The following is a 22,629-nucleotide window of genomic DNA, read 5'->3' as shown; positions in this document are numbered from 1 at the left end:
GCCGCCAGAAAGTTGCACTCGGCAATGCTACCGGTTTATGACAGCCTCACAATGAACTACGCTTCTCCCGAAGTGCGGACAGTGAAGTCTCAATCATGCTGAGCGTCATCATCCCGACCGAAGGCGTCGAGCAGACGGCGGTGGCAAGTCTGGCCGCGCTGGTGCCCGGAGCCGCCGCCGGCATCGTCCGGGAAGTGCTTCTGGTCGACGGCACCCGTAACGGCGTCATCGAGCGCGTGGCCGACGTTGCAGGCTGCCGTTTCGTCGGCTTCGAGGGGACCTCGCCGGGGGCCGCGCTCGCCGCCGGCGCGCTGCAGGCTCGTTCGCCCTGGTTGATGTTCCTGCCCGCAGGGGCCGTGCTGGAAACCGGCTGGATCGAGGAGACCACCCAGTTCATCCAGGCCGTCGCGACCAGCGGACGGGATCGTGCTGCGGTGTTCCGCTATGCACGCTCGCCTTATGCAGATACCGGATGGCGCGACATCCTCACGGCCGTGGCACGGGGGCTGGTTGGCCCGTTCGGCGATCAAGGGCTTTTGATTGCCCGTGACCATTACGACCGGGTCGGCGGCTACCCGCCGCAGGCCCGCCGTTCCGAAGCGCAGCTGCTCCGGCGCCTCGGCCGTTCGTCCCGCACCATGCTGCGCAGCCGGATCGTCATGGTCGGCTGAAGCCGGCAGATACTTGCCAAAGTCAAATAATTATTTGACAATGGCAAGTATTGAGGTGATCCATGTCCATCGACAGTACCGACGACCACGTTGCCGCGGTCCGCGCCTTCAACCGCTTCTATACCCGCAAGCTCGGTGTGCTCGACCAGCATCTTGGCAAGACCCCGTTTTCGCTCAGCGAAGCCCGGGTGCTGTATGAGCTCGCGCATCGCGACGACCTCGCGGCAAAAGAGATCGGAAACGAGCTGGGTCTCGACCCCGGCTATCTCAGCCGCATCGTCCAGAACTTCGATGACAAGGGGCTGATCACGCGCAGGCCCCTGCCCGCGGATCGCAGGCAATACCAGCTCAGCCTCACCGCCAAAGGCCGCCAGACGTTCGCCAAGCTGAACCTGAGCTCGCAAAATGAGGTCGCCGCAATGCTGGCTCAGCTTTCGGCCGGCGATGCATCGCGGCTCACGCAGGCGATGGCGACCATCGAGTCCGTGCTGGAGCAACGCCGAACAAAGCCCGCGGCTTTCATGCTGCGCAGCCATCGCGTCGGTGACATGGGCTGGGTGATCTCCAGGCAGGGTGCTGCCTATGCCGCGGACTACAATTGGGACATCAGCTACGAGGCACTGGTCGCCGAGATCTGCGCGCAGTTCATCAGGAATTACGACGCCGCGCGCGAGCACTGCTGGATCGCGGAGGTCGATGGCGAACCGGTCGGCTCGATCTTTCTGGTCAAGGCCACGGACGAGATCGCCAAGCTACGCCTGCTGCAGGTGGAGAAGAAGGCGCGAGGGCTCGGCGTCGGCCGCGCGCTGGTCGAGCAGTGCATCCAGGGCGCACGCGAGCGGGGCTACAGCAGGATGACGCTGTGGACCCAGAGCATTTTGGTCGCCGCGCGCGGCATCTATAAGACCGCCGGCTTCAAGCTCGTGAAGGAAGAGAAGCACCACAGCTTCGGTGCCGATCTGGTCGGCGAGACCTGGGAGATGGATCTCTAGCACTGTCGCAAGGCCGTCGGCGTGGGAGATACCGGTCAGCCATCCGCACCTACGCCGTCGCGCCCTGCGCCTTCGGCCTTCGCAGATGTTCGTCCAACCGCGGCATGATCTCGACGAAATTACAGGGCCGCGTCCGGTAGTCGAGCTGGGCCGCTAGGATGCCGTCCCAGCCGTCGCGGCAGGCGCCGGGGGAGCCGGGCAGGCAGAAGATGTAGGTCGCGCCCGCGACGCCCGCGGTGGCGCGACTCTGGATCGTCGACGTCCCGATCTTGGCGTGGCTCAGCATGTGGAAGGCGATCGAGAAACCGTCCATGCGCTTTTCGAACAGCGGCTCGATCGCCTCCGGCGTGACGTCGCGCCCGGTGAAGCCGGTGCCGCCGGTGGTGATGACGACGTCGACGCTGGCATCCGCGATCCAGCGCCGAACGACGTCACGGATCGCCTCGACGTCGTCGGTGACGATCTCGCGCGCGGCAAGACGATGGCCGGCAGCGGTCAGACGGTCGGCCAGCGTCTGGCCGGACTTGTCGTCGCTGAGCGCGCGCGTGTCCGACACGGTGAGGACCGCGATGTTGAGCGGGATGAACTGCTTGGATTCGTCGATGGAGGCCATTGATGCGTCTCTCATGTCCCGGACAAGGTGCGGCACATCAGCGCCGCGCCGCAGAGCCGGGACCCATCTGGAGACTTGGGAGACCGGCATTGTGGGCCCCGGCTCTGCAGCGCACCGCTGAAGAACAGCTGCGCTGCGTCCGGAGCACGCAGTCTTGTTTACTACCCCCCGCCGCCGAACGTGTTGCAGGCCTGGACCGTGCCCTGCTGGTAGCCGGTCATGAACCATTGCTTGCGCTGAGCGGCCGAGCCGTGGGTGAAAGAGTCCGGCACGACGCGGCCCGTGGCCTGACGCTGCAGCGTATCGTCGCCGATCGCGCTCGCGGTGGTCAGCGCGGCGTCGATGTCGCCGGCCTCCAGGAAGTTCGGACGCTTCTTCGCCTCGCGATTGACCCAGACGCCGGACAGGCAGTCGGCCTGCAGCTCGACCTTGACCTGGAGCGCGTTGGCCTCCGCCTTCGAGCCCGCCTGCTGCTGCAGCCGCGTCACGCGCGGGATGATGCCGAGCAGGTTCTGGATGTGATGGCCGGCTTCGTGCGCGATGATGTAGGCGGTGGTGAAATTGCACGCGGACTTGCCGGAGCAGCCGCGGAAGCGCGTCTCGACCTCCCGGAAGAAGGAAGTGTCGAGGAAGATGGTGCGATCCGGCGGGCAATAGAACGGCCCCATCGCCGACTCCGCCCGGCCACAGCGGCCGCCATTGGTGACATTGCGGAACAGCACGACCTTCGGGCCGGTATAGGACTGGCCCGAGGCCTGGAAGATCTCGCTCCAGCGATCGTCGATCTCGCCGAGGATGCCCGAGATCATGCTGCCCATCTCGTCTGTCGGCGCGCCGCGCTTGCCTGACGAGGATTGGCGATCCGTCTGGTAGCTCGGTGCCTGGCCGCCACCGGTGAGAATCTCGGCGCCGCCGATCAGGATGCGCGGATCGATGCCGAAGGCGTAGCCGACCAGACCGAGGATGATGATGGTGCCGATGCCGAGCCCGCCGCCGCCCATGGGCAGGCCGAACCCGCCGCCTCCGCCGCCGCCAAAGCCACCACCTTCGTCGCGACGATCCTCGATGTCGTCGCTGCGGCGGAAGTCATCGTAACGCATGGCGGCCTTTCCCTCCGGTGTCCCGATTCGCGGGGCCCTGCTTCGGTGTCGTCGGCTCAATGAGCGCACAGGTGCGAAAGCTCAACGCGCCACACACGTAAAATTTCCGTTGCCTTTATCAATATCGTGGTCGGCAAAAATTGCCTAGTGCGGCAACCTGCCGACGCCAGCAATATTTTCCGAGGGTCGAGCAATTTTTTCCGAGAGAAATTTGCGGTCTTTTTGCAGCCATGATGGCGTCCGCGGCCCAGGCAATCGCGAAATCCTCTGTAAAACACGGCGAATGCGCACGATGACATGCACGCAGAACGGGATAAGCGACTTGCTCACCAAAGCGGCGGATTAAGTCGATTTTTACTTTGCCGCTTCAATGTAACGGTCAGTCGGTTGTTTGGTCCCGCGTCGCCGACAGCGTCGCCTGAGTCAGAGTTCTTGAGTCATGGTAGAGTCGCGTCGCGGGGCGTCTGCAAGGGCGCCCCGCACAAATTTTGAGTCTCCGTCGCATCGCATCATCCTCGGCGATTGCGTCGCCGAGATGTCGAAGCTTCAGGCTGGTTCGGTCGATCTCGTGTTCGCCGATCCGCCCTACAATCTCCAGCTCAAGGGCGATCTCAAGCGCCCCGACGAATCCCACGTCGACGCCGTCGACGACGACTGGGACAAGTTCGATTCGTTCTCCGCCTATGACGATTTCACCCGCGCCTGGCTGCTTGCCGCGCGCCGAGCGATGAAGCCGTCGGCGACGATCTGGGTGATCGGCTCCTATCACAACATCTTCCGCGTCGGCGCGATCATGCAGGACCTCGGCTTCTGGCTCCTGAACGACATCGTCTGGCGCAAGTCGAACCCGATGCCGAATTTCCGCGGCCGCCGCTTCACCAATGCGCATGAGACCATGATCTGGGCCGCGCGAGACGAAAAGGCCAAGGGCTACACGTTCAATTACGAGGCGCTGAAGGCCGCCAACGAGGACGTGCAGGCACGGTCCGACTGGCTGATCCCGCTCTGCACCGGCGAGGAGCGCCTCAAGGGCGCCGACGGCAAGAAAGTGCATCCCACGCAGAAACCGGAAGGCCTGCTGGCGCGCGTGCTGCTGTCGTCGTCGAAGCCCGGCGATCTCGTGATCGATCCGTTCAACGGCACCGGCACCACCGGCGCGGTCGCAAAACGCCTCGGCCGCTCCTATATCGGCTTCGAGCGCGACAAGACCTACGCCAAGGCCGCGGAGCAGCGCATCGCCAGGGTCGAGCCGCTGCCGGAAGCCAGCCTCGCCCCGTTCATGACCGCGCGCGAAGCGCCGCGGGTCGCGTTCTCCGAGCTGATCGAGCGCGGCATGATCATGCCCGGCACGAAGCTGTTCGACGCCAAGAAGAAGCTCGGCGCATTGGTCCGCGCCGACGGCGCCATCATGTTCGGCGACAAGGTCGGCTCGATCCACCGCATCGGCGCGGTGGCGCAAGGCGCCCAGGCCTGCAACGGCTGGACCTTCTGGCACGTCGAGACCAAGAAGGGTCTCAAGCTGATCGACGAGCTGCGCGCCGAAATCCGCGCCGGCATGGCGGCGGAGTAGGCTCCCCTTCGCCGTTATTCCGGGGCTGGCGAAGCGAGAAGCCGGAATCGATCCAGCCACGTCCATGGCGCCTAATGGCTTCCGGGCTTGCGCTTCGCGCGCCCCGGAATGACGGCGTCAATGGTTGAATGCCGCCGCCGCCAGGACTAGACTCCCCGATCAGCCTCCGTCCTGGCCGGACCGCACCCATGCGACGACAGTCCGAGACATTGCTGTTGGTGCCGCTGCTGCCGATCTTCCTGATCGGCATGTTTCCGATGTTCCTGATCGCCCTGCTCGGCTTCGCCGGCCTCGCATTGTTCGGCGTGCTCGTGATCTCCGTCGGGCTCGCCAGCAGCAACGAGGCGCACGACAATTTCAATCACGACGTCATCGTCCACGGCTACGCCCGCGGATCGGAGCGCAAGGCCCAGGCCTCCGACATGCATCTGGCCACCCGGCTCGGACTGCGCCTGGAGGCGGTCGGCGTGGCGATGGTCCTTACGGCGGCGATCGGCCTTTGTTACGCCGGCTGATCTGCGTACCGCGCAGATACCGCCCGGCAAACTCGCCGGTTGCCCTCTTCGACGCTGTTCAGGCAAGAGAGGCGGCGCGGCAATGACGCTGCATTCGCGCCTGGCAACAAACCCTGGGGAGACCGATGCTCAAATTCTATTTCAACGGATCGCCGAACCCGACCAAGGTCGCGCTTTATCTCGAAGAGTCCGGGCTGCCCTACGAGCCGGTGAAGATCGACACCCGCAAGGGCGAGCAGTTCACGCCGGACTATCTGAAGATCAATCCGAACGCCAAGGTGCCGGCGATCGACGACAATGGCACCATCGTTTTCGACTCGAACGCCATCCTGCTCTATCTCGCCGAGAAGACCGGCAAGTTCCTGCCCGCCGCCAGCGTGCGCGGCGAGACGCTGTCCTGGCTGATGTTCATCGCCACCGGCGTCGGCCCCTATTCGGGCCAGGCGGTGCACTTCAAGCATTTTGCGCCGAAGGACCTGAACCACGACTACGCCCATAACCGCTACCAGTACGAAACCGATCGCCACTACAAGATTCTCGACGGTCACCTCGAAGGCCGCCGCTACATGGTCGGCGACGACTATTCGATCGTCGACATGGCGCTGTGGGGCTGGGCGCGGATGCTGCCGTTCAAGCTCGGCGACGACGCCGTTGCGCGCTACCCGAACGTGAAGCGGCTGGTGGACGAGATCTCGGCGCGCCCCGCAGCTGGCCGTGCGATCGCGTTGAAGGACAAGTTCACCTTCAAGGCCGAGATGGACGACGAGGCGCGCGCCAACATGTTCAAGCACATGACGACCAAGGTCGCCTGATCGCACGACGACGCCGGTCGGGCCACGCGCATGCGCGTGGCCCTTTTGCTTTCAAGCCTCAGGCAGCGTGGACCGAGCTGAGGAACTTGGCGACTTCCTGCTTCAGCCGGTTGCTGTCCGCCGACAGCAAGCGCGCCGCCGAGAGCACCTGCGACGAGGCTGAACCGGTTTCGGACGCCCCGCGCTGCACGTCGCCAATGTTCGTCGAGACCCGCTGGGTGCCGTGAGCGGCCTGCAGCACGTTACGCGAGATTTCCTGCGTGGCCGCGCCCTGCTGCTCCACCGCGGCGGCGACCGCAGAGGAGATCTCCGACAACCGCTCGATAGTGCCACTGATCTCCCTGATGGCGCCGACCGATTGCTCGGTCGCCGTCTGGATACTTGCAATCTGCTGGCCGATCTCGCCGGTGGCCTTCGCGGTCTGCTCGGCCAGCGCCTTCACCTCGGTGGCGACAACGGCAAAGCCGCGGCCGGCATCGCCCGCACGAGCGGCCTCAATGGTGGCGTTCAGCGCCAGGAGGTTGGTCTGACCCGCGATGGTGCTGATCAGCTCGACCACGTCGCCGATCCGGGCCGCGGCCTTGGAGAGCTCGCCGACGCGATCGTTGGTCCGGCTCGCCTGGGCGACGGCTTCGCCCGCAATGCGTGCGGACTCCTGCACCTGGCGGGCGATCTCCCCGACCGAGGACGACAGCTCCTCGGTCGCGGTGGCAACTGCCTGGACATTCGCGGTCGCTTCCTGGGACGCGGAGGCGACCTCCGTCGACAGGTCCTGGGCCCGGGAAGCAGTCGTGGTCAAGGTGCCGGCAGAGGCTTCGAGCTCGCTCGAGGCCGTCGACACGGTGTTGACGATCTCGCCCACGGCCTGCTCGAACTGGTTGGCGAGCCTGGCCATGTCCTTCTTGCGGCTTTCGGCCTGCCCTGCCTCGAGCTCGGCCTGCTCGGCGCGCATGCGCTCGGTGTCGATCATGTTGTCCTTGAACACCTGGATCGCCTTGGCCATGTCGCCGATCTCGTCGGTCTTGCCGCGGCCGGGAATCTCGACCTCGAGATTGCCGCCGGCAAGCCGCCCCATCGCGCTCGTCATCGAGGTCAGAGGACCGACGATGCTGCGGGCGATCAGGAAGGCGACGATGGCGCCGAACAGGATGGCAAGGCCGCCTGCGATCTCCTGAATGGTCGTCGTGCTGGCGATCACGGCTTCTGCCTGGCTGCGCGAGTCCTGATAGTCCTTCTTCAAGGTCGTTTCCGCGGCCTTGAGCCTGCCGATGCTGTCGACGATGAGGGGCGCGAGGTTCTTGTGATAGATCTCGTCGGCCTGAAGCATCGCGGCGGATGTCGTCTCGAACGCCGATTTGTAGAGGCCGAGCGCGGTCTTCACCGGCGCCAGTGTCGAGCGCAGTTCCGTCGCCTGCGGGCTCTTCTCGAGCGCCGCGAGCCGTTGTGCCGCCCTGTCGACGCTGGCCCGGAAGCTCGCCGGCCCCTGCACATCGCGCAAAGCCAGGAAACGCCAGTTTGCGATTCGGACCAGGAGGATCCTGGATTCGAGGTCGGCGACGAGGGCCGCGGTGTCTTCGTCCACGGCCGCACGCGCCACATCGACCAGCTTGCCGGTCTTGGTGGCGAGATCCTCGCCGCTCGGCAGCAACGTCGCCTTGCCGGTTCTCGCCTCGTTGACGGCGTCGCCGAGATTGTCACGCAGGCGTCGCATTTTGCCGATGTCGTCGATCAGGCCGTTATAGAGCGCCCGCCGCTCCTCGGAGGCCGTCCCCTTGGCGCCGACCCGCAACAGCTCGGTCGCCGCGGTCTCGCGCTCTTGCGCCTCCTTCATCGCGGGTTCGTTGGCATCGTAGATGTAGCGCAGATTGGCGCGCTGGATGGCCTGAAGATGGGTCGAGATCTCCAGCACCCGCGCCGTGCTGTCCGAGAGCGCGGACTGTCTTGCGACCTGATCCTGGACCGCCCACAAATTCCAGACGGCGACCACCGCCATCACGAGACCGACCGCCACAAGGGCCATGAAGCCTGCGTACAGGCGTCCCCTGATCCGCAAACGAAACTTCGGCATTCCCACTGTCCACCAAGATGCATTTCACTTCGGGCAGCCGAACGAGTCCGGCAAGCGTCGCCGGCCACCTGGCAGCCGCGCGTCGCGTCCTTGCGACCCACGCTGCACCGCGACACAATGGAGGACACTCGTTAATTGAACCTTCAAATTCTTCGCGCGTGCGCGCCTCGTCGCACATCGACTTGCTGATTTTATCGGCAGCTATGCGAAGTCATACAAGAATCCGCAGCGGCATGCATAGCGTAGCACGCGAACCCTCAGAGGACGCTGGCTTGCTGCAGTTTGCCGAGGGCGTGGTCGACCACTTCCAGCGTGTACGGCTTCTGGATGACCGGCACCGATGCAAGCTCGGCCGGAAGCGGCGCGCGCTCGCCATAGCCGGTTGCGAAGATGAAGGGCACGCCGATCTCTTTCAGCTTCTGCGCCACCTTGATGCTGCTCTCGCTGCCGAGGTTGAGATCGAGCAGGGCAAAACTCGGCCGCGTGCGTTCAATCGAACGCAGCGCCTGATCGACGCTCGCGGCGGTGTCGACGTGGCGTGCGCCGAGATCGAGCAGGATGACCTCCGCCGCCATGGCGATGATCAGATTGTCCTCGACGATCAGCGCGGTCTCGGACAGCCGGGGACGGCTGGACTGTTGCTCCTCGATGCGCATGGCGGCTCCTGCTATTGATGGCACGATTTCTACGAAATTTGCGGGGATGACGAACGTCGCCTGCACACCCAGAAGATCGAAGCGGATCTCGGCGTCGCCCTTGAGATCGAACGGCACCGAGCGCTCGATGATCGTGGTGCCGAAGCCGCGCCGCGACGGCGGCTGCACCGGCGGGCCGCCGCTTTCCTTCCATTCGATCACCAGGCTCGACGAAGGATCGAGACGCCAGACCACCTCGACGCTGCCGGTGGAATCGGCGAGCGCGCCGTATTTGGCGGAATTCGTCATCATCTCGTGGACGACGAGCGCCAGCGTGGCGAACGCCTTGGGATCCAGCGCGACATCGGGCCCGCCCATCTTCACCCGGCCTGCGCGCGCCCCGAGATAGGCGCCGGCCTCGGATTCGACGAGGGTTCGCAGCGCCACCGGCGCCCAGTTCAGATTGGTGATCTGGTCGTGGGCGCGCGCCAGGGCCTGGATGCGGCCGCCGAGAACGCTGGCGAACTCCTCGACGCTCGTCGCGGTGTCCTTGCTCTGCGCCACCAGGGCGCGGACCAGGCTCAGGATGTTGCGGACGCGGTGGTTGAGCTCCGCGATCATCAGCTCCTGCCGCTCCTGCGCGCCGCGGCGCTCGCGCGCGGCGAGGTCGGACAATTGCAGGATCACTTCCAGCAGCGTGACGCGCAGGCTCTCGGCGATGCGGATGTCGGCCGCCGACCACGGCTTCGACTGGCCCGCCACCGTCTCCTGCCACAGCTCGAAGCTCTTGCGCGGCGTCAGCCGCGGCCCGTTCGGACCTTCATCATAGACCTTGTCGGGAGCGCCGGCCCAGTTCACGGACCGCACGACCTCGCGGCGGAAGAAGATCAGGCAATCGCGCGGGGTTCGCGAGATCGGAATGGCGAGAAAACCCGCCGCGCGGTCGCGGAAGGACTGGCCGGCGGCATAAACCTTGGCGATCTCGGCGCTCGCCAGGATCCGCCCCGGCGAGGTCCGATTGATGAAGGCGACGAGGTCCTTCACTTCCTCCTCGGTCGGCGTGTCTCCTTGAAGCGCGATCTTGTTGTCCGACCACACCGCGACGCCGTCGCATTCGATCATCTTGCGATAGTCGCCGAGGAAGTCGACGATGGCGCGGCGGCTGTGCTCATGCGCAGCCGCGATCTCGATCAACCGCTCCTGCACCTGGTGGGCACGGGCTTCATAGGCGACGTCGCCCTCACGCTCGCGCCCCTCGACGATCCAGGAGAACATCTGCCCGAACAGCTCGGAGGCCGTACGCTTGTCGAATGAGATGTAACGCGGCGAATAATGATGGCAGGCAAACAGTCCCCACAGCTTGCCGTCGCGCAGGATCGACACGGACATCGAGGCGGCGACACCCATGTTGCGCAAATATTCAATGTGAATCGGCGAGACCGAGCGCAGCACGCTCATCGACAGGTCGAGCAGCCCGGCATTGTGCGTGGCCGTGGACACCAAGGCTGCCGGCACGGCATTGACGTCGGCGATGATACGCAGCCAGTTGCGCTGATAGAGCGCTCGGGCCTGCCTCGGGATGTCGGAGGCGGGATAACGCAGGCCGAGGAAGGATTCGAGTCCCGCCTCGGCGGTCTCGGCAATCACCTCGCCCGATCCGTCCGGGTGAAACTGATAGACCATCACCCGGTCGAAGCCGGCCAGCGCCTTGAGCTGGCGCGCCGCCTCGCGCGCAAGATCGGTCATGCCGCGCGTCTTGCGGATTCGGTCGAGCATCAGGCGGACGAGTTCGCCGGAGTTGACACCCGGCTCGTGGACGCTCGGCTCCGCTTCGATGATGAGGTAGACGCCGGAGAAATGGATCGAGAGATCGTATTGTGGCTTGCCGGCCTGGAGCTCGATACCGAACAGGCGCTCGGTCGCATCCGGCCCGCTCAGATGATCGACGCGGCTGCGGATGGTCTCGACGGCCGCTTCGGAGATGATGGTCGCCAACGGCCGCTGGAGGAGATCGGCAAGGTCGCTTCCGAGAAAGCCGCCGACATTGTCCGAGGCCATGCAGATCGTGAAATCCGAGAGGACGACGAGCATGAAGCCAAACGGCTGCACGCTGCCGGGAATGTGGATCGGCTCGCGATCGCAATTTGTGAGATTGACGGCCTCGTTCATGTGCGATCCGCCGCCTGCTCGAACGCCGCGAAGGCCATGCGCGCCGCCGCGATCACCTCGACCTCGTCGCAGGCCTCGCTTTCGAGCTTCGCCAGGAAGCTCTGCCAGAGCCGCTTGCCTGTGCCGTGACGGAGATAGAGGGTGGCCGCGCTGATGCGCGGATCGGCGGCCTCCGCGACCTCTTTCAGCAGGAACTTGGCCCCGAGCCGGGAGCCCTCCAGCACGTACATGGTCCCGAGCAAGCCACCGGGCGTCAGCGGCAGCACCGACACGGGAGATGGCGCGGCGCTGCCGAGCCGTCCGAGATCGGCCGCGATCGCCGCGCTGCGCGCCCGCTCCGGCCAGTCGGGAAATATGTCGGTGACGCCAGCCGCAACGAGCGCGGCTTCGAGCGGAAGCAGCGCGCCGGCGCTGGCCTGGAGAAAGCGGCGATAGCCGGTCAGGACGGTGAGATCGAACGACGACAATTGCGCATCGAGCTCCCGGTGCGCCGCCGCGGTCGCGTCTCTCAATCGTTCACGGAGTCCGGGAAAGCTGCGGTCTACCTGTGTCGAAACGTCCGAAACCCCAGCCAGCATGAACTTCCCAAACGCGCGCGATGCCGCGGCGCAATTGCCCCGGAAGCGAAGAAAACGCCGGCGGAACCCAAAGGGTTCCACCGGCGCTGGAAAATCTGCGCGGGTGACGGACCATGCCCCCGGACCTCTATTGCCGGGGGCGGCGCTTGTGCAGCTCGTAGGTGATCTCCGCCCTGGTCATTCCGCAGTCCAGAAGCTCCCGCTCGGTCATTGCAGCGAGTTGATTTCGGACCCGGGACCGTTCGCGCTTGTTTTGGAGCATCTCGACGAGCGCCTGCCAGGCCCGCATGACCCTCGCCGGCTCGGCCCGATGACACCGGCCGGCGGACGTGACGCGCACGCGCCTCAGGTCGCGGCTCTCACCGGCGCCTGCGGAAAAGGACCGAGCGCCCGCTCCGTCAGGATCGAGTCGCAGTACTCGCGGATTTCCTTGATCTTGCCGTCGTCGAGACGAAACACCAGGCAATAGTCGTTGTCGTAGTGCACGCCCTCAGGCGTGACGTTGTCGCCCTTGGCCTCCACGACGACTACGTCGCCGTCGGCGATGAAGCGGTGCGCGACCGTGCGCGTGCGATCACGCAGGCGGCTGCGCACATAGCCGTGCAGATCGCCAAGGATCGCCTCCTTGCCCGAAAAGGTGCGCGACCAGGAATATTGGCCGGTGACGACCCATTTGGCGTCCTCGGCAAGGCTTGCGGCGAACAGGGCGCGATCGCGCGCGGCCGGATCTGGATTGGCGGCGGCGGCGAAAATATCCTGCATCAGTTTCTTGTTGGCGGCAGCGCTCATGGCGGCATCTCCGTTTGGTGAGAACACGGAGATCATCGCCGCGCGAAGACAATTCTTCAAATCGATAGAGAATATGATATCTATTCGTTTGATGAATTTGACTTCGCTCGACCTCAATCTGCTGACCGCCCTCGACGCGCTTCTGCGCGAGGCCAGCGTCAGCCGTGCCGCCATGCGGATCGGGCTGTCGCAACCGGCGACGAGCCACGCGCTGCAGCGCCTACGCGACATCTTCGGCGATCCGCTGCTGGTGCGCACCGGGGCGCGGATGGAGCTGACGCCGCGGGCGCAGGCCCTGCGCGCGCCGCTTGCCCAGGCGCTCGACCAGGTGCGCGGGTTGTTCGTGCCCGACGATTTCGATGCCGCGCGCAGCGAACGACAATTCCGCCTGATGATGCCAGATCTCGCAGTCGAGCTGCTGATGCCGCCGCTGATGGAGAAGGTGACGCGGGCCGCGCCCAATGTTCGCATCGACGTCGTGCCGTGGCGGGGACCTGCGATCTTCCACGCCGAGTTCGCCCAAACCATCGACATCGTGATCTCGATCGGCAATGCCTTCAAAGGCTTTCACCGCCAGCTGCTCTACACCGACAGCGATGCCCTCGCGGTGCGGCGCGGCCACCCCTGGGCCGCGAAGCTGAAGCGGCACGAGACCTTCCTGGCCGCGCGCCATGTCGGCGTGATCATCCGCGGCAGCAACGAGGATCTGATCGACACCTGGCTGCAAGCCAAGGGCATCGAGCGGCATATTTCGCTGGTCGTATCAGGCTATCTCGAAGCATTGCACGTCGCCGCCCGGACCGATCTCGTCGCCTTCGTGCCGCGCCGGCTGATCGCCGCGCTGTCGAAACAGCTCGGCCTCGTCACGGTGACGCCGCCGCTCGACCCCGGGATCGACGAGCAGTTCATGTTTCATCCGACCCGCGCCCAGATGGACCCCGGCTCGATCTGGTTGCGGCGGCTGATGCTGGAAACGGGCCGGGAGCTGGAGACGAAATCTTCGTAGGGCGGATTAGCGAAGCGTAATCCACCAACCTCGTCGAGATCGCTGAGCATGGTGGGTTACGCCGAGCAAATGCGCTTTGCCCATCTGCTCAGCTAACCCACCCTACAAGAGCTGTCACGCCTTCTGCGCCGCCATCACCTTCGCCACCGCCGGTCGGTCCGACATGCGCTTGAAGTGATCGGCGATCTTCGGCGTGGCTTTGATGTCGACGCTGTCGCCTTCGAGCCAGGTCGAGAGCGTGTAGAGATAGGGATCGCAGATCGTGTACTGCTCGCCCATCACCCACGGCCCCTTGAACATCTTCTGCTCCATCAGCGCAAAGCAGGCGGCCATGGTCTGCGGCACCTTCGCCTTCATGTCGGCGAACGAGCTCTCCTGCGTCGCCCAGCGCGCACCGCGCATCTTGTGGGCGTGATTGATGTGCACGGTCGAGCACAGATAGGAGTTGAACGACTGCACCTGGGCGAAGTCGAAGGGATCGTCGAGCGGCGCGAGCTTCGCCTTGGGGAAGGTCTGCGCGAGGTAAGCCAGCATCGCCGGCGTCTCGGTGAGGACGCCGCGATCGGTCACCAGCGCCGGGACGCGGCCCTTCGGGTTGATCTTGAGGTAATCCGGGCTGTTCTGCTGGTTGTCCTTGAAGCTCAGCCGCTCGGCCGTGTAGTCGGCGCCGGCCTCTTCCAGCGTGATGTAGGTGGCGAGCGCGCAGGTGCCGGTGGCGTAGTAGAGCTTGAGCATGTCGGACCTCATGGGAAAACCCGAGGTTAACGGCCCCCCGCCGCGCCGTCCATAGGCGACCTCTTCGCAGTTGCCCACCGCCGCCCTGCCATGCGAAGACGCGTCAATCGGAGGGGGATTGTCATGACCGTACTCATCGCCGGTGGCGGCATCGGCGGCCTGACGCTTGCGCTCAGCCTGCACCAGATCGGCGTTCCCGTAAAAGTGTTCGAGAGTGTCGCCGAACTTAAGCCGCTCGGCGTCGGCATCAACGTGCTGCCGCATGCGGTGCGCGAACTGATCGAACTCGGGCTTTTGGACAGGCTGGACGCCAGCGGCGTGCGGACGCGCGAGCTCGCCTATTTCTCCAAGCACGGCAAGCCGATCTGGAGCGAGCCGCGCGGGCTGGAGGCCGGCTACAAATGGCCGCAATTCTCGATCCACCGCGGCACGCTGCAGCAGCTCCTGCTCGACACCGCGGTCGAGCGGCTCGGCCGCGGCAACATTCTCACCAGCCATCATCTGACCGGTTGGACCGAGACCGCAGACGGCGTGCGCGCCGACTTCATCGACCGGGCGACCGGTAGGGCCGCCGGGACCTATGATGGCGCGATCCTGATCGCGGCCGACGGCATTCATTCCGCCGCGCGAGAAAAGCTCTACCCGAACGAAGGCCCGCCGATCTGGAACGGCCGCATCCTCTGGCGGGGCGTCACGCCGGCGAAAGCCTTCCTCAGCGGCCGCACCATGATCATGGCCGGGCATGAGATCCTGAAATTCGTCTGCTATCCGATCAGCAAGGAGCCGGATGCATCCGGCAATCACCTGATCAACTGGGTCGCCGAGCGACATATGCCCCCGACCTATCAGTGGCGGCGCGAGGACTATAACCGCACCGCGCGGCTGGAAGAGTTCCTGCCATGGTTCGAGAGCTGGCAGTTCGACTGGCTCGACGTGCCCGGCCTGATCCGAGACTGCCCGCACGCCTATGAATATCCGCTGGTCGACCGCGACCCGGTCTCGCAATGGACCTTTGGCAAGGTCACGCTGATGGGCGATGCCGCGCATCCGATGTATCCGATCGGCTCGAACGGCGCCTCGCAGGCGATCCTCGATGCCCGCACGATCACCCGCGAGATTCTCGCGCATGGCCCGACGAGCGCGGCGCTGCTCGCCTATGAAGCCGAGCGCAGGCCCGCGACCACCGACCTCGTCCTGCTCAACCGCAAGAACGGCCCCGAGCAGGTGATGCAGCTGGTCGAGGAGCGCGCGCCCGACGGGTACAAGGTCGTCACCGACGTGTTGTCGCAAAAGGAGCTGGAAGACATCGCGGCGAACTACAAGCGCGTGGCGGGGTTCCAGGTGGAAGCGCTGAACGCCAAGCCGCCGATCGTGAGCAAGGATGCGCGGGCGGGAGCTTAGGACTTCGCGCGAAGATGCGCATGAATGCGCCCTGAGGGGTTTGTCCCCCGCGTTCAACTCGCGATGAGAGTTCGTGGAGAGATACCCCTCATCCGGCGCTTCGCGCCACCTTCTCCCGCAAGGAGAGAAGGGAAGAGGAGCGCGCGGCCCGGCCTATTTCCCCACCACCCTCGCCGCCTCCAGCAATCGCTCGCTCGCGCTTGCCGTTGCCAGCACCGTGCCGTCTTCCGCCATCAGCTTCGCCTCGACGAACGCAATCGTCCTGCCGAGCTGCGTCACCTTGGCCTCGCCGACAATCGTCCCAGGCTTGGCCGGCGCCAAAAAGTTCACGGTCATGCTGATGGTGGTGGTGTAGAGCCGGCCCTCGCTCATCACCAGCACGGCCGGGCCCATGGTGTCGTCGAGCATGGCCGAGAGCATGCCGCCCTGGATGAAGCCCGCCGGATTGCAGAACTCGGGCTTACCCTCGAAGGCGAGCTTGATCCAGCCCTCCTCCGGACGGGCATCGAGCAGGCGCCAGCCGAGGAGTTCGGCGCAGGGCGGCCTTGGAAAGTTGTCGAGCGCGGTCTTGACCATTGGCAGCCTCCATTTCGCAATCCCCTAGCGCAACGCTGCTGCCAGCGTGCTGTCAGGAGGAGCGGCCTGGTGGAAGATCCAGCGCGTGCGCGATCACCTTGCGCATGACGTTGGGCAGCGCTTCACCGGCCAGGGTCGCGGTCGGCACCCAACGCATACCCTCGGGTGCACGCGTGCGCGCCTCCGCCTTCGCGGTATAGACCACGAGCTCCAGCGGAAAATGTGTGAAGACGTGGGTGACGACGCCCACCTTGCGCTGCCAGCGCGACAACCCCTTCAACTCCGGCGCCTGCTGCTTCGCGGTCGCATCGTCCTGGCCGGCGAGCCAGTCCGAGCCCGGCACTTCCGTCATGCCGCCGAGCAGGCCTTTTTCCGGCCGCGAACGGACCAGCAGCTCGCCGCCGCGCGTGACGACAAAGGCGGCGCCGCGGCGCAGCGTCCCGCTCTTCTTCGGCGCCTTGCGCGGAAAGGTTTCCTGCGTGCCTTGCGCACGCGCGATGCAATCCTCATTCAGCGGACACAGCGAGCAGGCCGGCTTCTTCGGCGTGCAGATCGAGGCGCCCAGATCCATCAGCGCCTGGGCACTGTCGCCGGCGCGCGAATTCGCCAGCAGCGTCGCCGCCAATTGCTGGATCAGCGGCTTCGCCTGCGGGAGTTCTTCTTCAACGGCAAAAAGCCGCGACACCACGCGCTCGATATTGCCGTCCACCGGCATGGTATGGCGGTCGAAGGCAATCGCCGCAATCGCCGCCGCCGTGTAGGGCCCGATCCCCGGCAGCGCGCGCAGGCCCTCCTCGGTGTCCGGAAAGACGCCGCCGTGCTCGCGCGTCACGGCAACGGCACAGGCGTAGAGATTGCGCGCACGCGAATAATAGCCGAGGCCGGCCCACATTCGCAGCACGTCGTCCTGCGAGGCGTTCCCCAACGCCGTGACGTCAGGCCAGCGCGCGACGAATTTCTCGAAGTAAGGCCCGACCGCCTTCACCGTGGTCTGCTGCAGCATGATCTCCGACAGCCAGACGCGGTACGGGTCCGACGCCTCTCCGGGCGCCGCCCGCCAAGGCAGCCGGCGCCGGTGGCGGTCGTACCAGGCGAGCAGGAGGGTCGGGCGCGATGACGCTTTCGACGGCGCAGGTTCCGGCCTGGCCTTGAGGGCAGATTTGGGGCTCATGCTCTCACCCTAACGACGTTACGTCGATCTCTCCACGTCATGCCCGCGCTCGTCGCGGGCATCCACGTCTTTCTTCGCGGGAGAACGTGGATGAGTAGGAAGAACGTGGATGGCCGGGACAAGCCCGGCCATGACGGCGAAGCCCATGTGGCCCGCCCGCCAAAATGCTATAAGGCCCCATGTCCAAATCCGGTCCCATCTTCAAACCCGGCCCGATCAGCGCCAAACCGCTCGGCATCCTGCTCGACGACGTCTTTGCCGAGGCCTATGCCAAGCAGGGCTTTGCCGCGCGCGAGTTGGTGACGCGGTGGGCGCAGATCGCGGGGCCCGAGATCGCGGCCCATGCCGAGCCCTTGAAGATGCAATGGCCGCGGCCCGTAGAGGGCCAGCCGCAGGAGCCGGCGACGCTGGTGCTGCGGGTCGAGGGGCCGATGGCGCTGGAGATCCAGCATTCCGCCGACGTGATCCTGCAGCGGGTCAACCGTTTCTTCGGCTGGAGCGCGGTCGGCAAGCTGGCTTTCCGCCAGGCCCCGCTCTCGCGGCCGCGGGCCCGGAAGCGGCCCGGCCCGCCGGACCCCAAATCGGTCGCCAAGGTGGCGGAGAGCCTGGGGGCGATTGAAGACGAAGAACTGAAGACGGCGTTGGCGCGGCTTGGGGCGGCCATCAAGCGAAATTGAGCCTTATTTTGCGGCCAATCTGGACCGTCCCTGCCGCTCGCCATTGCCTCAAACCACGTTTCAAGCTAGCGACAGGCCGCCCGGGAACCTTGCTGACCTCGGGGCGAGACCACGCCAATTCGGGAGCCGACCTTGATCATCACCCGCCGCGCCTTCACCACGATGCTGTCGCTGACCGGGCTTGCCGCGGTCGCCGGGTTCTCGCCGCTCCGGTGGATTTCTGACGCCATGGCTCAGTCGGCTGGCGATGTGGCCAAGCCGGTGTCGCTGCCCGACATGGCGCTCGGCCCGAAGGACGCCGCCGTCACCATCACCGAATACGCTTCGATGACCTGCCCGCACTGCGCCGCCTTCAACGAGCAGGTGTTCCCGAAGATCAAGAAGGAATACATCGACACCGGCAAGGTGCGTTACATCTTCCGCGAGTTCCCGCTCGACATCAAAGCCGCGGCCGGCTCGATGCTGTCGCGCTGCATCGCGAAGGACGACGGGCCGAAATATTTCGCGGTCACCGACATGCTGTTCCGCCAGCAGAACGACTGGGTGGTGAAGAACACCACCGAGACCCTGACGCGGATCGGCAAGCAGGCCGGCCTCACGCAGCAGCAGGTGGAAGCCTGCCTGAAGGACCAGGCGCTGCTCGACAAGATCGCCGCCGACCAGAAATACGCCAGCGACGTGCTCAAGGTGGATTCGACGCCGACCTTCTTCATCAACGGCGAGAAGATCAAGGGCGAGGCCTCGTTCGAGGAGTTCGCCAAGAAGATCAATCCGCTGCTGAAGAGCTGATTCGCGCGTCAAGACTCTGATTCGCATCTCGAAAGCCGTATCTTTCCCGGCATAAATCCCTTGGGAAAAGCGGCTTTCGCCGGTTGCCCTCGCGGCATACCGCGGCCATTGTCCAGCCGCATGAGGCGCCTCGCGCGACTCGCCCGGATAGCGACATTGCCTTCCATGGTAGTGTCCCGGCAGGGGGATTCGCGCCTGCCAACAGAGATGCGTGCTTATGAAAATCACCCGCCTGCGACTTCACGGCTTCAAGTCCTTCGTTGAGCCGACCGACTTCGTCATCGAGCCCGGCCTGACCGGCGTGGTCGGCCCCAACGGCTGCGGCAAGTCGAATCTCGTCGAAGCGCTGCGCTGGGCGATGGGCGAGACCTCCTACAAGAGCTTGCGCGCTGCCGACATGGACGCGGTGATCTTCGCCGGCTCCGGCAACCGTCCGGCGCGTAACCACGCCGAAGTGACGATGACGATCGACAATGCCGATCGCACCGCGCCGGCGGCGATGAACGACAGCCAGCTGCTCGAAATCTCCCGCCGCATCGAGCGCGAAGCGGGCTCGGTCTATCGCATCAACGGCCGCGACGTGCGCGCGCGCGACGTGCAGATCCTGTTCGCCGACGCCGCCACCGGCGCGCGCTCGCCGGCCCTCGTCCACCAGGGCAAGATCGGCGAGATCATTCAGGCCAAGCCCGAGCAGCGCCGCCGCGTGCTGGAAGACGCCGCGGGCGTTGCCGGCCTGCACGCCCGCCGCCACGAGGCCGAACTGCGGCTGAAGGCTGCCGAAACCAATCTCACGCGCGTCGAGGACGTGATCGGCCAGCTCTCCGGGCAGATGGAAGGCCTGAAGAAGCAGGCCCGCCAGGCGGTGCGCTATCGCGAGGTCGCGGCGAAGGTCCGCAAGGCCGAAGCCACCCTGTTCCATCTGCGCTGGATCGGCGCCCATGCCGACGTCAACGAATCCGGCCAGACCCATGATCTCGCCGTCCGCGAGATGGCCGAGCGCACCCAGCACCAGGCCGAGGCCGCTCGCATCCAGGCGATCCGTGCCGCCGAAATGCCGGCGCTGCGCGATGCCGAAGCGCGCGCCGCCGCCGGGCTGCAGCGCCTGACCAATGCCCGCGAGCTGCTCGACCGCGAGGAAGAGCGCGCCAAGGAGCGCGTCGCCGAGCTGGAGCGCCGCCTTGCCCAGTTCGAGGGCGACATCTCCCGCGCCCAGCAGCAGACGATGGATGCCGATGTCGCGCTGCAGCGGCTCGACACCGAAGACGCAGAGCTCAAGGAAGAGATCAAGTCGCGCGTCGAGAAGCGCTCCGGCGTCGACGAGCGCGTCGCCGAAGCCGAGGCGGTGCTGACCGAGACCGAGCAGCAATTCGCCGAGCTCACCACCGCGCTCGCCGACCTCACCGCCAAGCGCAATCAGCTCGAGGCCAATGTCCGCACCCACCGCGACAAGCTCGCCCGGCTCGACCAGGAGATCGCGAACGTCGCCGCGGAAGAGCAGAAGCTTGCCGCCGAGACCGGCGGCTTCGGCGACCTCGACGAGCTGACCGCTCTGGTCGAGACCGCGGAGCAGACGCTGGCGGCTTCGGAAGCCGCGGCGCAGGCCAGCGAAGCCGCGCACGTCGCCGCGCGCCAGACGCTGGAATCCTCGCGCTCGCCGCTGGTCGAAGCGGATAAGCGTGTGCAGCGGCTCGACACCGAGGCACGCACAATCTCCAAGATCGTCAACGGCGAGACCAAGAATCTGTGGCCGCCGATCATCGACGGCATCACCGTCGACAAGGGCTTCGAGAAGGCGATCGGCGCCGCGCTTGGCGACGATCTCGACGCTCCGATCGACCCGTCGGCGCCGATGCGCTGGACCAATGTCGGCCACACCGAAGGCGATCCGGAGCTGCCCGAAGGCGCCGTGCCGCTCTCCAATCACGTGCAGGCGCCGGCCGAGCTGGCCCGCCGCCTGGCCCAGATCGGCGTGGTGCCGCGCGAGCGCGGTGCCGAGCTGGTCTCGCAGCTCAAAACCGGCCAGCGGCTGGTGTCGCCCGAAGGCGACGTCTGGCGCTGGGACGGCTTTGTCGCTGCCGCCCATGCTCCAACCGGCGCGGCCCGCCGCCTCGCCGAGCGTGCCCGCCTCGTCGACATCGAGAACGAGCTGGAGCAGGCCCGCATCGACGCGCAGATCAAGCGCCAGGCGCTGGAGAATGCCGAGTCCGAGCTGCAGATGGCCGCCAGCACGGAAGGCGCCAGCCGCGAAGCCTGGCGCGCCGCGCAGCGCGAGCTGAACGTCGCGCGCGAGCGCCATGCCACCGCCGAGCGCGAGATCAGCCGCCATGCCGCGCGCAAGGCGACGCTGTCGGAAGCGCACAGCCGCCTCGCCGCCGACCGCGCCGAAGCCGAGGCTGCCTATGAATATGCCGAGGCCGGCATCTCCGAGCTGCCGTCGAGCGAGGACACCGAGACCCGTCTCGCCGCCGTCCGCAGCGACATCGAAGGCCACCGCCGCATGGCCGCCCAGGTCCGCGCCGAGGCGCAGGCGCTGGCCCGCGAGGCCGAGCTCGCCGACCGCCGCGTGCAGGCGATCCTCGCCGAGCGCACCGAGTGGCAGAACCGCAAGGAAAGCGCGGCCTCCCACATCGACACCATCCAGGCCCGCATCGCCGAGCTCACGATCGAGCGCAGCGAGCTCGAAAACGCGCCGCAAGTGTTCGCCGAGAAGCGCAGCGCGCTGATCACCGAGATCGAATACGCGGAAAACGACCGCCGCATGGCCGCTGACGCGCTCGCCACCGCGGAAAGCGCGATGGCCGAGACCGACCGCGTCGCCAAGCTGACCCTCGAAGCCCTGTCGAGCTCCCGCGAGGCCACGGCCCGCGCCGAGGAGCGCATGGAAGGCGCACGGCGGCGGCTCGAGGACATCGAGCGCGAGATCCGCGACATGCTCGAGGTCGAGCCGCAGGCCGTCGCAGGCCTTGCCGAGCTCGAGCCCGGCGCGGAGCTGCCGCCGCTGCACGACATCGAGGAAGACCTCGAAAAGATGCGGCGCGACCGCGAGCGTCTCGGCGCCGTCAATCTGCGCGCCGAGGAAGAGCTGCGCGAGGTCGAGACCCAGCACACCGGCCTCGTCACCGAGCGCGACGATCTCGTGGAAGCCATCAAGCGCCTGCGCCAGGGCATCCAGAGCCTCAACAAGGAAGCGCGCGAGCGCCTGTTGACCTCGTTCGAGGTCGTCAACAACCACTTCAAGCGCCTGTTCGTCGAGCTGTTCGGCGGCGGCGAGGCCGCGCTGCACCTGATCGAAAGCGACGACCCGCTGGAAGCCGGTCTCGAAATCATCGCCAAGCCGCCGGGCAAGAAGCCGCAGACGCTGTCGCTGCTCTCGGGCGGCGAGCAGGCGCTGACCGCGATGGCGCTGATCTTCGCGGTGTTCCTGACCAACCCCTCGCCGATCTGCGTGCTGGACGAAGTCGACGCGCCGCTCGACGACCACAACGTCGAACGATACTGCAACCTCCTGCACGAGATGACCGGCTCGACCGACACGCGCTTCATCATCATCACGCACAACCCGATCACCATGGCGCGGATGAACCGTCTGTTCGGCGTCACCATGGCCGAGCGCGGCGTGTCGCAGCTGGTGTCGGTGAGCCTCGCCGAGGCCGTGGACATTCTCGATCAGAACGTGGCGTGATATCTCCGGCGTCATTCCGGGGCTCGCGCAGCGAGAGCCCGGAATCTCGCGCTATAACCTCCAGATTCCGGGTTCGCGCT

At 66.0% G+C, this 22,629-nt stretch carries 20 protein-coding genes; 10 read left to right on the top strand and 10 right to left on the bottom strand.

The features are described from left to right. Nucleotides 1-95: 95 nt before the first annotated feature. The gene (locus ML401_RS08845; protein WP_285811454.1) at nucleotides 96-671 is read left to right on the top strand and encodes a glycosyl transferase; all 576 of its coding nucleotides are present in this window, start codon (nucleotides 96-98) and stop codon (nucleotides 669-671) included. Nucleotides 672-733: 62 nt separating this feature from the next. After that, the gene (locus ML401_RS08840; RefSeq protein ID WP_259204645.1) at nucleotides 734-1,663 is read left to right on the top strand and encodes a helix-turn-helix domain-containing GNAT family N-acetyltransferase; all 930 of its coding nucleotides are present in this window, start codon (nucleotides 734-736) and stop codon (nucleotides 1,661-1,663) included. A gap of 49 nt (nucleotides 1,664-1,712) precedes the next feature. On the opposite strand, the gene moaB is transcribed toward ML401_RS08840, so the two are convergent. Further along, nucleotides 1,713-2,276 (bottom strand): molybdenum cofactor biosynthesis protein B, encoded by a 564-nt coding sequence (gene moaB, locus ML401_RS08835; RefSeq protein ID WP_285811451.1) that lies wholly within the window; start codon nucleotides 2,274-2,276, stop codon nucleotides 1,713-1,715. Nucleotides 2,277-2,437: 161 nt separating this feature from the next. Further along, nucleotides 2,438-3,376 carry a neutral zinc metallopeptidase gene (locus ML401_RS08830; RefSeq protein WP_194406621.1) on the bottom strand — a complete coding sequence of 313 codons (939 nt, stop codon included), beginning with the start codon at nucleotides 3,374-3,376 and terminating at the stop codon, nucleotides 2,438-2,440. Between the two features lie 439 nt (nucleotides 3,377-3,815). Here ML401_RS08830 and ML401_RS08825 point away from each other — a divergent pair, with 439 nt between their 5' ends. From ML401_RS08825 to ML401_RS08815, 3 genes are all read left to right on the top strand, one after another. Next, entirely contained in the window at nucleotides 3,816-4,946 is a 1,131-nt protein-coding gene (locus tag ML401_RS08825; protein ID WP_283818887.1) for a site-specific DNA-methyltransferase, read from the top strand. Nucleotides 4,947-5,134: 188 nt separating this feature from the next. Next, nucleotides 5,135-5,461 carry a hypothetical protein gene (locus ML401_RS08820; protein WP_285811448.1) on the top strand — a complete coding sequence of 109 codons (327 nt, stop codon included), beginning with the start codon at nucleotides 5,135-5,137 and terminating at the stop codon, nucleotides 5,459-5,461. 125 nt (nucleotides 5,462-5,586) lie between these two features. After that, nucleotides 5,587-6,273, top strand: a complete 687-nt coding sequence (locus tag ML401_RS08815) for a glutathione S-transferase family protein (protein WP_211419443.1) — start codon at nucleotides 5,587-5,589, stop codon at nucleotides 6,271-6,273. Nucleotides 6,274-6,331: 58 nt separating this feature from the next. Here the strand turns inward: ML401_RS08815 and ML401_RS08810 are convergent, their stop codons facing one another. The 5 genes from ML401_RS08810 to ML401_RS08790 all read right to left on the bottom strand — a co-directional run bounded on the left by ML401_RS08810 (nucleotide 6,332) and on the right by ML401_RS08790 (nucleotide 12,512). Further along, nucleotides 6,332-8,341: a methyl-accepting chemotaxis protein gene (locus tag ML401_RS08810; RefSeq protein ID WP_285811446.1), complete on the bottom strand. Its 2,010-nt coding sequence runs from the start codon at nucleotides 8,339-8,341 to the stop codon at nucleotides 6,332-6,334. A 257-nt stretch (nucleotides 8,342-8,598) separates the two neighbouring features. After that, nucleotides 8,599-11,145, bottom strand: coding sequence for an HWE histidine kinase domain-containing protein (locus ML401_RS08805; RefSeq protein WP_211419445.1), 2,547 nt, complete (start codon nucleotides 11,143-11,145; stop codon nucleotides 8,599-8,601). After that, complete coding sequence (locus tag ML401_RS08800; RefSeq protein WP_259204641.1) at nucleotides 11,142-11,723, bottom strand: biliverdin-producing heme oxygenase; 582 nt, start codon at nucleotides 11,721-11,723, stop codon at nucleotides 11,142-11,144. Before ML401_RS08800 ends, ML401_RS08805 begins: the two co-directional genes overlap by 4 nt. A gap of 127 nt (nucleotides 11,724-11,850) precedes the next feature. Continuing rightward, the gene (locus ML401_RS08795; RefSeq protein ID WP_285812646.1) at nucleotides 11,851-11,985 is read right to left on the bottom strand and encodes a DUF1127 domain-containing protein; all 135 of its coding nucleotides are present in this window, start codon (nucleotides 11,983-11,985) and stop codon (nucleotides 11,851-11,853) included. 83 nt (nucleotides 11,986-12,068) lie between these two features. Then, nucleotides 12,069-12,512, bottom strand: coding sequence for a nuclear transport factor 2 family protein (locus ML401_RS08790; RefSeq protein ID WP_285811443.1), 444 nt, complete (start codon nucleotides 12,510-12,512; stop codon nucleotides 12,069-12,071). Nucleotides 12,513-12,603: 91 nt separating this feature from the next. On the opposite strand from ML401_RS08790, the gene ML401_RS08785 reads away from it, so the two are divergent. Then, nucleotides 12,604-13,518, top strand: a complete 915-nt coding sequence (locus tag ML401_RS08785) for a LysR family transcriptional regulator (RefSeq protein ID WP_285811442.1) — start codon at nucleotides 12,604-12,606, stop codon at nucleotides 13,516-13,518. A 114-nt stretch (nucleotides 13,519-13,632) separates the two neighbouring features. Here ML401_RS08785 and ML401_RS08780 read toward each other — a convergent pair whose 3' ends face one another. Beyond that, nucleotides 13,633-14,253, bottom strand: a complete 621-nt coding sequence (locus ML401_RS08780) for a glutathione S-transferase family protein (protein WP_194408204.1) — start codon at nucleotides 14,251-14,253, stop codon at nucleotides 13,633-13,635. 123 nt (nucleotides 14,254-14,376) lie between these two features. Between ML401_RS08780 and ML401_RS08775 the strand changes: the two genes are divergently transcribed. Beyond that, a complete protein-coding gene (locus tag ML401_RS08775) occupies nucleotides 14,377-15,654 on the top strand; it encodes a flavin-dependent oxidoreductase (protein WP_285811439.1) in 1,278 nt (425 codons plus the stop codon). A 153-nt stretch (nucleotides 15,655-15,807) separates the two neighbouring features. Here ML401_RS08775 and ML401_RS08770 read toward each other — a convergent pair whose 3' ends face one another. Beyond that, nucleotides 15,808-16,230 (bottom strand): PaaI family thioesterase, encoded by a 423-nt coding sequence (locus ML401_RS08770; protein WP_285811437.1) that lies wholly within the window; start codon nucleotides 16,228-16,230, stop codon nucleotides 15,808-15,810. 52 nt (nucleotides 16,231-16,282) lie between these two features. After that, nucleotides 16,283-17,401, bottom strand: a complete 1,119-nt coding sequence (gene mutY / locus ML401_RS08765; protein WP_285811436.1) for an A/G-specific adenine glycosylase — start codon at nucleotides 17,399-17,401, stop codon at nucleotides 16,283-16,285. Nucleotides 17,402-17,580: 179 nt separating this feature from the next. On the opposite strand from mutY, the gene ML401_RS08760 reads away from it, so the two are divergent. From ML401_RS08760 to smc, 3 genes are all read left to right on the top strand, one after another. After that, nucleotides 17,581-18,078, top strand: coding sequence for a DUF721 domain-containing protein (locus ML401_RS08760; RefSeq protein ID WP_063196570.1), 498 nt, complete (start codon nucleotides 17,581-17,583; stop codon nucleotides 18,076-18,078). A 132-nt stretch (nucleotides 18,079-18,210) separates the two neighbouring features. Then, nucleotides 18,211-18,867: a DsbA family protein gene (locus tag ML401_RS08755; RefSeq protein ID WP_212065594.1), complete on the top strand. Its 657-nt coding sequence runs from the start codon at nucleotides 18,211-18,213 to the stop codon at nucleotides 18,865-18,867. Between the two features lie 217 nt (nucleotides 18,868-19,084). Next, nucleotides 19,085-22,549 carry a chromosome segregation protein SMC gene (gene smc, locus ML401_RS08750; protein WP_211419454.1) on the top strand — a complete coding sequence of 1,155 codons (3,465 nt, stop codon included), beginning with the start codon at nucleotides 19,085-19,087 and terminating at the stop codon, nucleotides 22,547-22,549. Nucleotides 22,550-22,629 lie beyond the last annotated feature (80 nt).

The organism is Bradyrhizobium sp. 62B, assembly GCF_030272265.2.
In the GTDB taxonomy this organism is placed as follows: domain Bacteria; phylum Pseudomonadota; class Alphaproteobacteria; order Rhizobiales; family Xanthobacteraceae; genus Bradyrhizobium.
This window is presented reverse-complemented; position numbering and strand designations above follow the sequence as displayed.